This is a genomic window from Massilia sp. Root418 (genome assembly GCF_001425265.1).
GTDB lineage: Bacteria > Pseudomonadota > Gammaproteobacteria > Burkholderiales > Burkholderiaceae_D > Rugamonas.
The window spans coordinates 215111-227996 of the sequence record NZ_LMEC01000022.1; the positions used below are offsets into that span (position 1 = coordinate 215111).

A 12886-nucleotide genomic window follows, 5' to 3' on the forward strand; every position below is an offset into this window, starting at 1 on the left:
TTTGTTAGTTCACGCCAATGCCTGCTCGCTTGCTTTCGGCACCGTCGCTTTGGAAATCAAAACGCTGTCACGACCCGCGTAAATTTTCCTGAATCGCAGATAGCCAGCCCGCCCGGAGAGCCCGTAGCTATCCCAACTCGAGTCAAACGGTTCCCGTCCAACTGTCAGCATGCGAGGCGTCTGCTGCGTCTTCGCGTATTCCGCAGCGACGCGGCGCTGATCATCCGTCAAGCCATCTTTCATTGGCTGAAACGGTTGGTAGCCAACGCCTGACCTCCTGCCATACATCCTCGTCATTAAGGCCTGATTGTCGGCTGCAAGCTTTGATTCCCGCTCGTTGTACTCCGCGACGCGCTTGCGAGTCTTCTCCCAGGCGGCAAGCTTCTTCTTCAGCTCCGGCTCATTGTCCGGATTGCCGGGAATGAGCTTGAACCATGCCCTGGAGTCATGCACGTAGTCGTCGAAGAAGCTGAGCGTGGAAGCCGGCAACGGTGGCGCGCTGTCCCACCATGTTGCGATTTCCTCCCATTCGTTCTCATGCTCGTTGTCAAAGCCGGGCGCCTGAGGCTTAGGCTTGAACCCTTTACCCTGCTCTTTACGCCAAGCGTCAAACGCCGCGATCTCTTGTTCAAACTCCAGATTCGCACTGTGCAAATCGTTCTTGTCGAAGTTACTCGCGCGCAGGAAACTGGCGCTCTGCTCGCGCGGTGCTTTGCCAGTCGCGCGGCGGGCTTTATGCCACAAAATATGATGCTTTCCCTGCTCCCGCATGATGGCTGTGAGCGAGCCTTGCTTCACTTTGCAGCTGGCCAGATAGGCGTTCAAGGCTTGAATGGTTTTGGGATCAACCGTAAAACGCGCCTTGGCGACATCGCTTGCGAATTCAAGTTTGAGCGGCACACCGGCCAAGCGCGCTTCGCGGTACATGTACAGCAGTGGAATCCTGGCCAGCATGTCGCCACCCATCGGGTCGGTGCCCCGTCCTTGCTCCTTCGGACAGTAACCGCAGCCGAGATCCGAATGCACGCCGGGGATAACAATCTCATCGCACCCGGCAGGCATGGCATCACCCACCGCGATGGAATCCAGGGGAAAACTACGCCGGATCTCGTGGGCGGCGACCAAATGTACGCAGCGTATGCCTTCCGGAATTCGCAGGCTTTGGTCAGCATCGGCCCAGGCGCCGTGGCCATCAAAAAGCTTGCCGAGAAGGCTGTTGCCCAAGGTATTGCCAGCACCGATGGAGGCGACCGTGTCAAACAGCCCGAGGAAATCGAACGCCACTTCGAAGCCACCCAGCGTCATGGCACCATCCCGTCCGCAGAGCTCAGCATCAAGCTTGCACAAAGCCATAAGCCAGTTCGTAAAAGCTCGCGCCTGGGTGGCGCCTCGGGAGAAGCCAAAAATCGAAATGAAGATCTTTTTCACTGCCGCTGGCGCAATTTTGGCGGGCCTGCCGCTCTTTTTGTCCGGCCAATGCTGCTTGACCGCCAAATGCAAGCGCTTCAGTATTTTTTCGAACTCAAGCCTGGTTTTGCCGTACTTCTCGTCATTAGGCCCTTTGGGTTGGAACACATGGCGTTTAGCCATCAGGCGCCGGTGCTCGCGCTCCAGCGCAATCTGGCCGAGCAGGTACTTGGCTTCATCAGAGGGTATAAGCGGTGCCTTATAAAAGTAGCTGTGCACACTGTTGATCGCTTGGATCAAGCCCCACAGAATGCGTGCTTCCCCCTTGTAGCCAGCAGCCGCGCCACGGGTCTGCTCGGCCCCTTCACCACTGTCATTCACCTGCGTAAATGGAGAGGCAACACCTGGGATATAGATTTTGAAAAAGTGCCCGAGATCATGGCCTGGAATGACCATTTCCTTGTCCAATTTATCAGGCAGTACGCCCGGCACGCCTCTGCCCGGATAGCAGTCGTACAGGCGGGCGACGTTCGAATGATTCTTCCCAGCTTCAGCCTGCACATAATTGTTCTTGGTACCATCGAAGAAGAATCCAAAGAATAAGTTCGTTTTACAACCATCACCCTTAATTGGCAATTCGCGGGGTTCCAACACGTTTCGAATTGTTCCTCGATCACTCTTGCTAAAGAACTCGTTGAAATTCGACGCGCGATCAAAGGAACTGGGAACTATAGGGCACAATTGTATGCTCATGGTCGCTGCTCCTGCATGTTACGGAGGCTCTCTTTGAACCGGGCCAAAGCTGACTGATATTCACGCATCAGGTAGGCGTGATAACGTTTATCTTGCGGCCCCGAAAATCCGACTATTGACTTCGGCTCATACTTTATCGCATGCTGCCAGGCTTCTTCAGCGTGGGTAACCGGCGATTCGCGCAATTCCCGCAAAAGCTCCTCATTAAGCTCCACCGCTCCCTTCTCATGTTCTATGTATTGGTCCCACTTTACTCGGCGATACGCAAGCGAAGGAACGGGCCATCCCTTTACCTTCCCCGGCCACTTTACGTGGTTCGGCTGATAATCGCTCGACACCACGCTCAGCGCGCCGTTCGCTTCACGTAATACCCAGAGCTCACCGGCTTTGCCATCGACGTAGCTAGGCACTTCCACCACCTTGGTCTCAACGATTTCCGGCAGACTGCCGTCCGCCTTCTTTGGCAACCAGTGCCGGCCAATAATGCGTACTTGGATCCCGGGCCGCCACTTCGATGGCAGCTCATAGCAGCACATGGTTCCACCGGAGCTAAAAGGTTCGATCAGTTCACCCCCACCACTATTCTTGCTATTGGCTGGGTCCTCAATGACATAGCTAAAAGTCTGCTCGGTATAATTCACGCCGTGTATGCTCACAGGGACCGTGGGCTTTGCGCAGCCTGCCAGTAGAGGGATCACCGCCAGGCATGTCGCCAGCGCCGAAAAGTAAAGTTTCATCGATATTCCGTTCATAGATCTGCACGCCCCTTTGCTAGGGCCAACAGCGCCGCATCATCGTCGGCAAAACCGTTCGGTGCCCGGCACACCTCCACTGATCGAGGTGGCGTTCGGAACGACAACGCACCGCTTGTGCTCATGGCCGCTGCGCCTTCAGTCGACGCAATTTGTCGGTAGAACGGAGCAATCCCTCTTCGTATCGCCGGATGAGGAATGCATGGTATCGCTTATCATTCGGTCCAGTAAAGCCAACAATGGACTCGGGCCAACGCTCCTGAGCAGAGCGCCATGATTCCTCTGCACCTGTATCCGGCGACGACTTCATTTCCCGCAGGAGGGCTTCGTACATCCGCACACCACCGGCCTCATACTCAATGGAGATATCCCATCGAGAGCGCCTATATTCAAGCGAAGGAACGGGCCAGCCCTTTACTTTGCCCGGCCACTTTGCGTGGTTCGGCTGATAATCGCTCGACACGATGCTCAGCTCGCCGTTCGCTTCACGCAATACCCAGAGCTCTCCTGCTTTGCCATCGACATATTCAGGTACTTCTACGACCTTGGTCTCAACGATCTCTGGCAGACTGCCATCGTCCTTCTTCGGCAACCAGTGGCGGCCGGTAACTCGCACCTGGATGCCGGGCCGCCACTTCGATGGCACCTCATAGCAACACATGGTTCCACCGGAGCTAAAAGGTTCGATCAGTTCACCCCCGCCGATATTCTTGCTATTGGCAGGGTCCTCAATGACATAGCTAAAAGTCTGCCCGGTATAGTTCACGCCGTGGATGCTGACAGGGACCGTGCCCTTACCGCAGCCCGCCAATAGAGGGAACACGGCCAGGCACGTCGCCAGCGCCGGAAAATATGGTCTCATCGACATTTCGTTCATTGATCTGCACGCCACTTTGCCAGTGCCAGCAGCGCCGCTTCATCGTCGCCAAAACCGTCTCGCATAAGGCACTCGCCACACCAATCAAGGTGCTGCTCGCTCTCCAGCACCTCGGCATTTGCCAAAGCCAGCGCCCGCGAAACAATCGCATGAGTTTGGGACGGCGTGCCTGGCATCGGACAACCGCGATATTTGAGCCGCGAAATAGCTTCGTCTGCTGCATTATCGTCGACCATTTTGCCAAACTGACTGTCATCGAGCTTCTGAGGCCGTTCTTTTGCCGGGTTTCCTGACGCCTCAATTTCAAGCGCATGCCAGCTCCCAGCCCGGCCAATATAACGCCAGCACGTGGCGGGACCGGCCAGTTGGCCGCGCTGCTCCAGGCTGAGCGCACCAAAAATCCCCGGCAACCGGCGCGTGTCGGGATACCTGAGATTAAACCTCTGCCCGTCGTTCTCAACGACACACCACGCCGCCAGCCGCGCAAATAGCTGCTCTTGTGTTTCGCTAGTCTCCAGTGCACTCACCATGGGCCAGCCGCTGCAGTCCTTCAGCACCCTGTGCAGCGACTCATTGCCAGACTCGTAGCGCAGAATAAACGGCGAGACATCCTGTGTCTCATGCGTACAGCTCGGTAAAGTCTCGAATAGCAAAGATATAGGCCCGTGACGTAACGCTGCTGCGAAAGCATGCCGGATTCCCGGCACAAATACGCCATCGATCAAGAGGTACAGGTAACTGCCTTCGCTCAGGTCACTTACCCAGCGTTCCAAGTTTTCCAGGCAATCAGCTTCGAAGTTATCTATCAACATGCTTACTCGACTGCTGTGAACGCAGAACCTGCTGCGAGGGATTTTTTTAAACACTCCAGGCAAATGCTGCTTGGGAGCGCCGGCATGGGATAGCTAAGTCGGCCCGGGCCTATGAAGCTCTTTTTCCCCGCATGTATGATGATTTTGCCCGGAGCCTGAACAGTGATGTTGCCGCCATCGATAGTGATGTTCGCGCCGCCTGCAGTGGACAAGGTGATGTGCTTGGCTGCCGCCCAGTCCACATGCGCATCGACACTGGTGAGCTGGACGTCATCGCGTGCTTGTATCTTCATGACATCGAACTGCGCCTGAAAATCCACCGCATCTTTCGCGGCGATCAGCTGCAGGCCGGTGCCCCCTTCGCCCGCCGCCACCGCGCCGCCCAGCACGCCGATGGCCTGGCCGCTGTGCATGCGCAACTGGCCGCCGGTGGTGAACTGCGTGTCGGCGCCGCTCATCACGGCGGCGGTTTCGCCGTTGGCCAGCTGGATGTCCTGTCCCGCAGTCACGCCCAGCCCCGCTTTGGCGGAGAGAGCGATCACGGCGTCCGTGCTGTGGGGAAGCTTGCTGTCGGCCGGGGCGATAGCTTTGTCGGCGGCATCGGCCCTGGCAGCGTCCAGCGCGTCGTTGGCCACCATGCCGGAGACGGCAGTGAGCATGGCGGGCAGCGGCGCGGCTTTGTCGTCCAACGTGCTGGATGCGGCCTTGGCTGGGCCGATGTGGCTGGCCAGCGCCACAGTTTCATGCTGTTTGGCCGCGGTGCTGAAGGTCTCGCCCAGCTTGGCCGCCTGCTTCATCAGGGCGATGCCGGCAGCGTTGTCGCCTACCGGTTCGCGCGCGCCGGCCGCGTGCGACAGGCCGTAGCTGCTCACCAGCAGGCCGGCGCCAGCGCGCACGGCGCCGTAAGCATCGGTGCGCAGTTCGGCGCCTTGGCCGCGCAGGCTGCCGCGATAGTTGTCCGCGTTGTGCAGCAGGTGGCCCAGGGTCAGCTCGGTGGCGGCGTAGGTGCTTTTGAGCTGGACGCGGCCCTGCGCGTCGGTGTCGTCGAACAGCAGCTGGTTGTAGCCGCTGCCGCCGAATTCCTTGCTGCGCACGCCCCATTGCGCGGCGTTGCTGCGGTGGCCGGCCGTCTCGGCCGAGGCGCCGTGCCACAGCGGGCTGTTGCCGCTGGCAAGGTTGCCCTGGCCGGACACGGCATGGTCATGCGCCCGGCCGAAGGGCTGCGCCGCATTGCCTTGATCCGGCTGGCCGCCCGGCGTGCGTGCCACGCCGCCTTCGCCCTGGCCGTTGTACAGCGCGCCGATGATGACGGGGCGGTCGATGTCGTTCTCCAAAAACTGCACCAGCACTTCCTGGCCGATGCGCGGCAGGAACTGGCTGCCCATGCCGCCGCCGGCCGAGCGCTGCGCCACGCGCACCCAGCAGGTGGCGTCGCCGCTGTCCTGCCAGTGGAAGCGGATGCGTACGCGGCCCAGGCGGTCGCAGTGGATTTCGTCCACGCCGTTNCACGCGCACCCAGCAGGTGGCGTCGCCGCTGTCCTGCCAGTGGAAGCGGATGCGTACGCGGCCCAGGCGGTCGCAGTGGATTTCGTCCACGCCGTTCGGACTGTCGCTGCCGTCGGGGCCGACCACGATGGCGCTTTGGGCGCCGCCGGCTGTGGGGCGCGGATGGCTGCGGCCCGCGCTGCCGTTCAGCAGCGGGCGCCACGGCAGCTCGTTGGCGATGGCCTCGAAGCTGTTAGCGTAGCCGCTGCTGCGGGCTTGCGCGATGGTCTGCGCGTAGTCGGCGGCGTCAGCGGGCGGCACGGCTTCCAGCAGCAGTTCGGGGATGGGGCCAAACAGTTCGGCCAACGCCTGCACGGCAGGCAGGGGCAGGTTGTTCACGCCCACGCTGCGCACGCGCAGCACGGTGTACACGGGATCCGCGTCGCCGCTGCGCAGCGGGCCTTGCGTGACGGTGACACAGGTGCCGGCGCGCAGCGTGCGTACCGTGGAGCGGCCGCGCCATGGCTGGCTGCGGGCTTCGCTGGCCTGCATCTGCAGGTCGGCGTAGCGCTGCGCCTGGGCGCCGTTGGCGTAGTGGTACTGGCCGGGCGTGTCGTAGCTTTCCAACGCCAACAGGCCGGCCGTCTTCAGGCGCGACATGGCGCTGGCGCCGACGACGCGCTTGGCCTTGTAGTCGTAGCTGAGCAAGGCGGTGAGCGAGACACAGGCGGCGCGGCTGGCTTGCAGGGACTGGATCGTGTCCTGCTGCTCGCCGACGCGCGCGCCGTGGAAGCGGATGCCGCCGGACGCGGTGCTGCTGTCGTCTTCCGGCACGGCGCAGCGCTGGCTGCTGTCGGCAAACAGCACCATCTGCGCGCCTTCGTCGTCCTGCTCGAAGCGCCAGGCCAGGCCTTCCTCGGCCAGCAGGCGTTCGATGAAGGCCAAGTCGCTTTCGCGATACTGGCAGCAGTAGCTGCGCGGGATGGCGTCGGCCATGAAAGGTGCGGCTTCGTCGCTCCAGCGCCAGCGGGCCAGCGGCTGGTAGGTGCTGAACACCTCGTCCACGATCTCCGGCACGCTCTTGTCCTGCCACACGCGGCTGTTGCGCACCTGGCCCAGGCGCCATACCCAATGGGTGAGCCGCAGCCGGTAGCGGGCGAAGCCGCCGTTGCTGCCCAGCGAGGCCACCTGGGTCACGTCGCCGCTGAAGCGGGTGCGGGTGCCGTCGGCCAGGCTCAGTTCCAGCGTGGCCGAGCGCCCGAGCAGGGATGCGGCTTGCAAATGGGCGTCGGTGGACAGCACGATCACGTCGCGCGGGCCGGTGCCCTGCAGTTCGTCGTCGGCGGCGAACGCTTCGACCAGCAAGCCGGGCCCATCCTCCAGCACAAGGGCGTAGAGACGGCTCTCACTTGAATACTGCGCCAGCGCGGCGGAAATTTGACCCAGAGCTGCTTGCATGTTGCGGACAGAAATTATTAAGTATTTAGCAATTTACTATACTCAACTATTTCCCGCCGCACATTTGAAAACGCGGCTACACGGCGGCCGCCCCGCTGGCCAGCCAGCGCAGCAACCATGCGCGCAGGCCATCGCGGGAGGAACGGGCGCCGGCCGCGCCGCTGCGGTGCACGCTGATGCTGGCTGCGGGGCCGCTCACCTCGAAAGACACGGCTTCGTGCCGTCCCACACTGGACAAGTATTGGCGCTGCGTGGCGGACAGCTCGGCGCTGTCGCCCGCCTTCAGCACACGGTCCACGCTGTTGTGGTGGCTGGTAATCCACAGCACGCCCGCCAGGCAGCGGATACGGACTGGCAAACCGGGCGCCATGGTGGCGCCTTCCCTTGGTTGCAAAGTGATCTGCATGATGCGCTCCTTCTTCCTCAATGCCTGCATTGTTGCCCCGCGCCGGCGCCGCCGCAAACGTTATCCCGGCATGCCATCCATGCGCAGGACGCATGGGCCGCATGCCAATTCGCCGTTGGCGCAGGCCCCACGTCACTGGCTATGCTGGCAACATCGACAAGGAGGCGCGCAATGAAATTTCTGAAGACACCGTTGGCGGCCGTGCTGTGCGGCGGCATCATCATGGGACTGGCGCTGGGCATGCGCCACGTGCAGGGCCTGTTCATGTTGCCCATGACCTCGGCGCGCGGCTGGGGCAGGGAGGAATTCGCGCTGGCCATCGCCTTGCAGAACCTGGTGTGGGGCATCGCCCAGCCTTTCACCGGCATGATTGCCGACCGCTACGGCTCGCGCCGCGTGCTGGCTGGCGCCTGCCTGCTGTACGCGCTCGGCCTGTACCTGATGGCGCACGCGGCCAGCAGCATGCAGCTGCTGCTCACCGGCGGCCTGCTGATCGGCATGGCCCTGTCCGGCACCGCCTTCGGCACGGTGTACGGCGCGTTGAGCCGCATCGTGCCGCCGCAGCGGCGCAGCTGGGCCCTGGGCTTGGCGGGGGCGGTGGGCGGCGTGGGCCAGTTCGCCATGGTGCCTGCCGCGCAGGGGCTGATCGCCGGCGCGGGCTGGATGGCCGCCCTGGTCGCAATTGCCTTCGCCCTGGCGCTGGCGGCGCCGCTGGCCTTCCCCATGGACGATAGCGCCGCCGCGAGCGCACCGCGGCGGCCCGGCCAATCGATGCGGCGCGCCATCGCGGAAGCCTTATCGCACCGGGGCTTCTGGCTGCTCAACCTGGGCTTTTTCGCGTGCGGATTCCAGCTTGCCTTCATCGCCGGCCACTTCCCAGCCTACCTGCTGGACAAGGGCTTTTCCGCCAACACCGGCGTGATGGCGCTGGCCATCGTGGCGCTGGCGAATGTGGCGGGGACTTACTGGTGCGGCAAGCTGGGCAACGTCTACCGGCGCAAGCACCTGCTGGCCTGGCTGTACTGCGCGCGCTCGGCTGCCATGCTGCTGTTTGTCGCCGCGCCCATCAGCACGGTCAGCATCTACCTGTTCTCGTTCACGATGGGGCTGACCTGGCTGGGCACGGTGCCGCTGACCAACGGGCTGGTGTCGCAGGTGTTTGGCGTGCAGTACATTTCCACGCTGTTCGGCCTGGTGTTCGTGGGCCACCAGCTGGGCGGCTTCCTGGGTGTGTGGCTGGGCGGCGCGGTGTTCGACGCCACCCGTTCGTATGACCTGGTGTGGGCCGCTTCGGTCGGCATCGGCCTGGTGGCGGCGCTGCTGCACTGGCCCATCGACGACCGCGCCGTGGCCGGGCTGCAGCCCGCGTGAGGCCGACATGAAGCCGCTGCACAACCTGCTGCTGTGGACCTTGCTGGCGGCCGTCTGCGGCTGGGCCTGGCTGGCGCTGCTGCGGCCCGAAAACGTGCTGTCTTTCGCCAACCTGGCCGCGCTGTGCTGATCGCTTAGGCCAGCTTCAGTTCCCAGTAGCCGACGTCGATCCAGCGGCCGAATTTCATGCCCACTTCGGCGAAGTGCGCCACTTTCTTGAAGCCCATGGCTTCATGCAGCGCCACGCTGGCTTCGTTCGGCTGGGCGATGCCGCCGATGACCATGTGCAGGCCGCGCGCGCGCAACTCGTCCAGCAGCACGCGGTACAGGCGCGAGCCGACACCCTTGCGCGGATGCTCAGGCGACACGTAGACGCTGCTTTCCACGGAAAAGCGGTAGGCGCTGCGCACCCGCCAAGGCGTGGCGTAGGCGTAACCCATGACGATGCCGTCCTGCTCGCACACCAGCCACGGCAGCCTGGCGCTGACCGTCTCGATGCGGCCGGCCATCTCCTCGGCGGAAACCGGCTGCTCTTCAAAGGAAATGGTGGTGGTGGCGATGTAATGGTTGTAGATGGCGGCGATGGCGGCTGCATCGGCGGCGGTGGCGGGACGGATGGCGGTCATAGCTTGGCAGGTGTCGGAAAATTTTACAGTCGCGAAATATTTGATAGTAAATATTACACCGATTTTCCGTAAGTCATTGATATTACGTGCATGGAACAATTATTGCTTAGTAAAAACAATATTCCACACTTTTTTGAGCTCAACAATGAAACTGATGTCCAAACTGGCCTTGGCCCTTGCCTCCCTGTCCGCCTGCGCAGCCGTGCACGCCAGCCCGCTGAGCTACACCTTCACCGGCCCGACGTTCACCTCCGTCAACGGTCCGTACACGACCTCGGACCGCATCACCGGCTATGTGTCCTTCGACTCCAGCCTGCTGAACGCCCAGGGCACCGGCGGCATTTCCACCAGCTCCAGCGGCATCAACCCCGGCATCAAGTGGATGTTCGAAGACGGCTACAACCATTTCGACAACGTGGTGACCACCAATGCGTTCACCATCTCCATGAACTTCACCAACTTCGCTGCCACCGGCTGGTACATCGACGCCACCCACGGCTGGACCGCGAACGACCTGTTCATCAGCGGGACCAACACCTACGTCAGCATCTACCAGGGCCAGGCCGCGTCCAATCCGTCCGGCATCACCGCCGCCAACTTCTCCCGCGTGCCTGAACCGGGCAGCCTGGCGCTGGCCGGCATCGGCCTGTTGGGCCTGCTGGCAGCGCGCCGCCGCAAGGGCGGCCAGGCGTAATCAGATTTTCTGGATCTGGCGGTCGATGGCCTTGACCGCCTTGTCATTGCGCTCGCTGTAGCGGTCGGTCAGATAGTCCGTGCGGCCGCGCAGCAGCAGCGTCATCTTGAACAATTCCTCCATCACGTCCACCACCCGCTCGTAGTAGGCAGAGGGACGCATGCGGCCTTCCTCGTTGAATTCCTTGTAGGCCATCGGCACCGAAGACTGGTTAGGGATGGTGAACATGCGCATCCAGCGTCCCAGCAGGCGCAGCGTATTGACCACGTTGAAGGACTGCGAGCCGCCGCACACCTGCATCACTGCCAGCGTGCGCCCCTGGCTGGGCCGCAACGCACCCTGTTCCAGCGGGATCCAGTCGATCTGGTTCTTCATCACGGCGGTGATGGCGCCGTGGCGTTCCGGACTGCACCACACCTGGCCCTCGGACCACAGGCTCAGCTCGCGCAGCTCGACCACCTTGGGGTGCGTCTCGGGCACGCTGCCCGCCATGGGCAATTCCATCGGATCGAAAATCTTCACCTCGGCGCCGAAGTGCTCCAGGATGCGCGCCGCCTCGTACACCAGGAAGCGGCTGAAGGAGCGCTCGCGCAGGGAGCCGTACAGCATGAGGATGCGCGGCGGATGGTCCAGTTCACCCACCGGCGCCAGCTTGGCGAGGGTGGGCACGTCCAGCAGCTCGGGCTTGATGTTGGGCAGGTTGGGAATGCTCATGGTGGCTCCTTATTTTTCCGCGTACAGCCAGCGGAACAAGATGGTGGCGGCTGCCGCGCCCAGCAGCTGCGCGGCGATGAAGCCGGGCGCGTCCACGGGACGGATGCCGGCGAAGGTGTCGGTCACGCTGCGGGCCAGGGTGACCGCCGGGTTGGCGAACGAGGTGGAGGCGGTGAACCAGTAGGCGGCGGTGATGTAGGCGGCCACCGCGAAGGGTGTCACGCCGGGGCGGCTGCGCGTGCAGCCGATGATCACGCCCAGCAGGCCGAAGGTGGCCACGCATTCGCTCCACCACTGGGCCGCGCCGGTGCGCACGTGGGCGGACGCGCTGAAGGCTTCCAGCCCGAACATGGCGTGCGCGGCGGCCACGCCGGCCAGCGCGCCCACCGTTTGCACCGCAAGGTAAGGCAGCACTTCGCGCGGCGGATGCAGGCCTTGCCAGGCGGCCGACAGCGTGACCACGGGGTTGAAGTGCGCACCGGAGACGGGGCCGAACATCAGAATCAGTGCCACCAGCCCGGCGCCGGTGGCCAGCGCGTTGGCCAGCAGGGCGATGGCGGCATTGCCGCCCGCCAGGCGCTCGGCCATGATGCCGGAACCCACCACCACGGCCAGCAGCAGCGCCGTGCCCAGGCCTTCGGCCACGATGCGCCTGGCCAGCGTCATGGCAGCAGGGTGCCGATCTTGTCCAGCTCCGCCTTCAGGCGGACCGGATCGTTTTTCAGCTGTTCCAGCGGCAGCGCGAAGAAGGCTTCGATGCGCGCGCGCAGCACGCGGTAGGCATGCATGAAGGCGGCGTCGATCTCTTCCTCGGTGCCGGTCACGTGGGCCGGGTCTTCCACGCCCCAGTGGGTGCGCAGCACCGGGCCCAGGTAGGCCGGGCACTCCTCGCCGGCCGCGCTGCCGCACACGGTGATGACGATGTCCGGCGTCACCGGCAGATTGTCCCAGGACTTGCTGTGGTAGCCCCCGGTGGCGATGCCTTCGCGGGCCAGCAGGGCCAACGAGCGCGGATGCACATAGCCGGCCGGCTTGCTGCCGGCGCTGACGGCGCGCCAGCCGGCCGGCGCCAGGTGGTTGAACGTGGCTTCGCCGAGGATGGAGCGGCAGGAGTTGCCGGTGCACAGTACTAAGACGTTCATTTACGCTTCCTTGATGGTGGTGGCCGGTTCACAGCAGGCCGTGGCGCCGGCGGCCGGCACGCAAGGCACGCCGCCGCAGCAGTTTTCGGTGAGGAAGGCCAGCAGGCCGTTCATGGTGTCGAAGCTGGCGCTGTAGATGACGTAGCGGCCATCCTGGCGCGCCGCGATCAGCCCGGCATGTGCCAGCTCCTTCAGGTGGAAAGACAGCGAGGAGGGCGCCATGTCCAGGCGCCCGGCGATCTTGCTGGCCGCCAGGCCGTCGGGTCCGGCCTGCACCAGCAGCCGGAACGCCGCCAGGCGCGATTCCTGCGCCAGCGCCGCCAGCGCCGCCAAGACGTGTTTGGTGTCCATCCCCGCTCCAATTCGATATTTCAACGATTATCGAAATA

General features: G+C 63.1%; 14 protein-coding genes and 1 pseudogene. 3 read left to right on the forward strand and 12 right to left on the reverse strand.

Annotated elements, in window-relative coordinates:
- Nucleotides 1-9: 9 nt before the first annotated feature.
- The 7 genes and pseudogenes from ASC94_RS21485 to ASC94_RS21515 form a co-directional block, all read right to left on the reverse strand.
- Nucleotides 10-2160 carry a DUF2235 domain-containing protein gene (locus ASC94_RS21485; protein ID WP_082616731.1) on the reverse strand — a complete coding sequence of 717 codons (2151 nt, stop codon included), beginning with the start codon at nt 2158-2160 and terminating at the stop codon, nt 10-12.
- Nucleotides 2157-2912, reverse strand: coding sequence for a DUF3304 domain-containing protein (locus ASC94_RS21495; protein ID WP_082616732.1), 756 nt, complete (start codon nt 2910-2912; stop codon nt 2157-2159). Before ASC94_RS21495 ends, ASC94_RS21485 begins: the two co-directional genes overlap by 4 nt.
- A gap of 121 nt (nt 2913-3033) precedes the next feature.
- Complete coding sequence (locus ASC94_RS21500; RefSeq protein ID WP_056400347.1) at nt 3034-3789, reverse strand: DUF3304 domain-containing protein; 756 nt, start codon at nt 3787-3789, stop codon at nt 3034-3036.
- Nucleotides 3786-4601, reverse strand: a complete 816-nt coding sequence (locus ASC94_RS21505) for a DUF4123 domain-containing protein (RefSeq protein ID WP_056400349.1) — start codon at nt 4599-4601, stop codon at nt 3786-3788. The genes ASC94_RS21500 and ASC94_RS21505 overlap by 4 nt, the downstream gene beginning before the upstream one ends.
- A gap of 2 nt (nt 4602-4603) precedes the next feature.
- On the reverse strand, nt 4604-6106 hold a 1503-nt coding region (locus ASC94_RS33830; protein WP_229417364.1), incomplete at its 5' end, for a type VI secretion system Vgr family protein.
- Between the two features lies 1 nt (nt 6107).
- Nucleotides 6108-7544 (reverse strand): annotated as a pseudogene (locus tag ASC94_RS33835) (type VI secretion system Vgr family protein); the annotation flags it as partial.
- A 76-nt stretch (nt 7545-7620) separates the two neighbouring features.
- On the reverse strand, nt 7621-7950 hold the full coding sequence (locus tag ASC94_RS21515; protein ID WP_162251445.1) for a DUF2917 domain-containing protein: 330 nt from the start codon (nt 7948-7950) through the stop codon (nt 7621-7623).
- A gap of 171 nt (nt 7951-8121) precedes the next feature.
- On the opposite strand from ASC94_RS21515, the gene ASC94_RS21520 reads away from it, so the two are divergent.
- Both ASC94_RS21520 and ASC94_RS34065 read left to right on the forward strand, forming a co-directional pair.
- Nucleotides 8122-9321: an MFS transporter gene (locus ASC94_RS21520; RefSeq protein ID WP_056400355.1), complete on the forward strand. Its 1200-nt coding sequence runs from the start codon at nt 8122-8124 to the stop codon at nt 9319-9321.
- 7 nt (nt 9322-9328) lie between these two features.
- The gene (locus ASC94_RS34065) at nt 9329-9451 is read left to right on the forward strand and encodes a hypothetical protein (RefSeq protein ID WP_267875126.1); all 123 of its coding nucleotides are present in this window, start codon (nt 9329-9331) and stop codon (nt 9449-9451) included.
- 4 nt (nt 9452-9455) lie between these two features.
- Here the strand turns inward: ASC94_RS34065 and ASC94_RS21525 are convergent, their stop codons facing one another.
- A complete protein-coding gene (locus tag ASC94_RS21525) occupies nt 9456-9947 on the reverse strand; it encodes an arsinothricin resistance N-acetyltransferase ArsN1 family B (RefSeq protein ID WP_056400359.1) in 492 nt (163 codons plus the stop codon).
- Between the two features lie 145 nt (nt 9948-10092).
- Here ASC94_RS21525 and ASC94_RS21530 point away from each other — a divergent pair, with 145 nt between their 5' ends.
- Nucleotides 10093-10641: a PEP-CTERM sorting domain-containing protein gene (locus tag ASC94_RS21530; RefSeq protein ID WP_056400362.1), complete on the forward strand. Its 549-nt coding sequence runs from the start codon at nt 10093-10095 to the stop codon at nt 10639-10641.
- Here ASC94_RS21530 and arsH read toward each other — a convergent pair whose 3' ends face one another.
- From arsH to ASC94_RS21550, 4 genes are read right to left on the reverse strand one after another with little or no spacing between them, the layout of a single operon-like run.
- Complete coding sequence (arsH, locus tag ASC94_RS21535) at nt 10642-11355, reverse strand: arsenical resistance protein ArsH (RefSeq protein WP_056400365.1); 714 nt, start codon at nt 11353-11355, stop codon at nt 10642-10644. It lies immediately after the preceding gene.
- A 9-nt stretch (nt 11356-11364) separates the two neighbouring features.
- Nucleotides 11365-12021 (reverse strand): aquaporin, encoded by a 657-nt coding sequence (locus tag ASC94_RS21540; RefSeq protein WP_056400368.1) that lies wholly within the window; start codon nt 12019-12021, stop codon nt 11365-11367.
- Nucleotides 12018-12497 (reverse strand): arsenate reductase ArsC, encoded by a 480-nt coding sequence (locus ASC94_RS21545; RefSeq protein ID WP_056400371.1) that lies wholly within the window; start codon nt 12495-12497, stop codon nt 12018-12020. Before ASC94_RS21545 ends, ASC94_RS21540 begins: the two co-directional genes overlap by 4 nt.
- Nucleotides 12498-12848, reverse strand: a complete 351-nt coding sequence (locus ASC94_RS21550; protein WP_056400374.1) for a helix-turn-helix transcriptional regulator — start codon at nt 12846-12848, stop codon at nt 12498-12500. It abuts the gene before it with no gap.
- Nucleotides 12849-12886: the final 38 nt, after the last annotated feature.

Excerpts from the sequence above, each read along its gene's own strand:
- ASC94_RS21485 (WP_082616731.1), bottom strand. The coding sequence starts at position 2,160 with ATGAGCATACAATTGTGCCCTATAGTTCCCAGTTCCTTTGATCGCGCG.
- ASC94_RS21495 (WP_082616732.1), bottom strand. The coding sequence starts at position 2,912 with ATGAACGGAATATCGATGAAACTTTACTTTTCGGCGCTGGCGACATGC.
- ASC94_RS21500 (WP_056400347.1), bottom strand. The coding sequence starts at position 3,789 with ATGAACGAAATGTCGATGAGACCATATTTTCCGGCGCTGGCGACGTGC.
- ASC94_RS21505 (WP_056400349.1), bottom strand. The coding sequence starts at position 4,601 with ATGTTGATAGATAACTTCGAAGCTGATTGCCTGGAAAACTTGGAACGC.
- ASC94_RS21515 (WP_162251445.1), bottom strand. The coding sequence starts at position 7,950 with ATGCAGATCACTTTGCAACCAAGGGAAGGCGCCACCATGGCGCCCGGT.
- ASC94_RS21520 (WP_056400355.1), top strand. The coding sequence starts at position 8,122 with ATGAAATTTCTGAAGACACCGTTGGCGGCCGTGCTGTGCGGCGGCATC.
- ASC94_RS34065 (WP_267875126.1), top strand. The coding sequence starts at position 9,329 with ATGAAGCCGCTGCACAACCTGCTGCTGTGGACCTTGCTGGCGGCCGTC.
- ASC94_RS21525 (WP_056400359.1), bottom strand. The coding sequence starts at position 9,947 with ATGACCGCCATCCGTCCCGCCACCGCCGCCGATGCAGCCGCCATCGCC.
- ASC94_RS21530 (WP_056400362.1), top strand. The coding sequence starts at position 10,093 with ATGAAACTGATGTCCAAACTGGCCTTGGCCCTTGCCTCCCTGTCCGCC.
- arsH (WP_056400365.1), bottom strand. The coding sequence starts at position 11,355 with ATGAGCATTCCCAACCTGCCCAACATCAAGCCCGAGCTGCTGGACGTG.
- ASC94_RS21540 (WP_056400368.1), bottom strand. The coding sequence starts at position 12,021 with ATGACGCTGGCCAGGCGCATCGTGGCCGAAGGCCTGGGCACGGCGCTG.
- ASC94_RS21545 (WP_056400371.1), bottom strand. The coding sequence starts at position 12,497 with ATGAACGTCTTAGTACTGTGCACCGGCAACTCCTGCCGCTCCATCCTC.
- ASC94_RS21550 (WP_056400374.1), bottom strand. The coding sequence starts at position 12,848 with ATGGACACCAAACACGTCTTGGCGGCGCTGGCGGCGCTGGCGCAGGAA.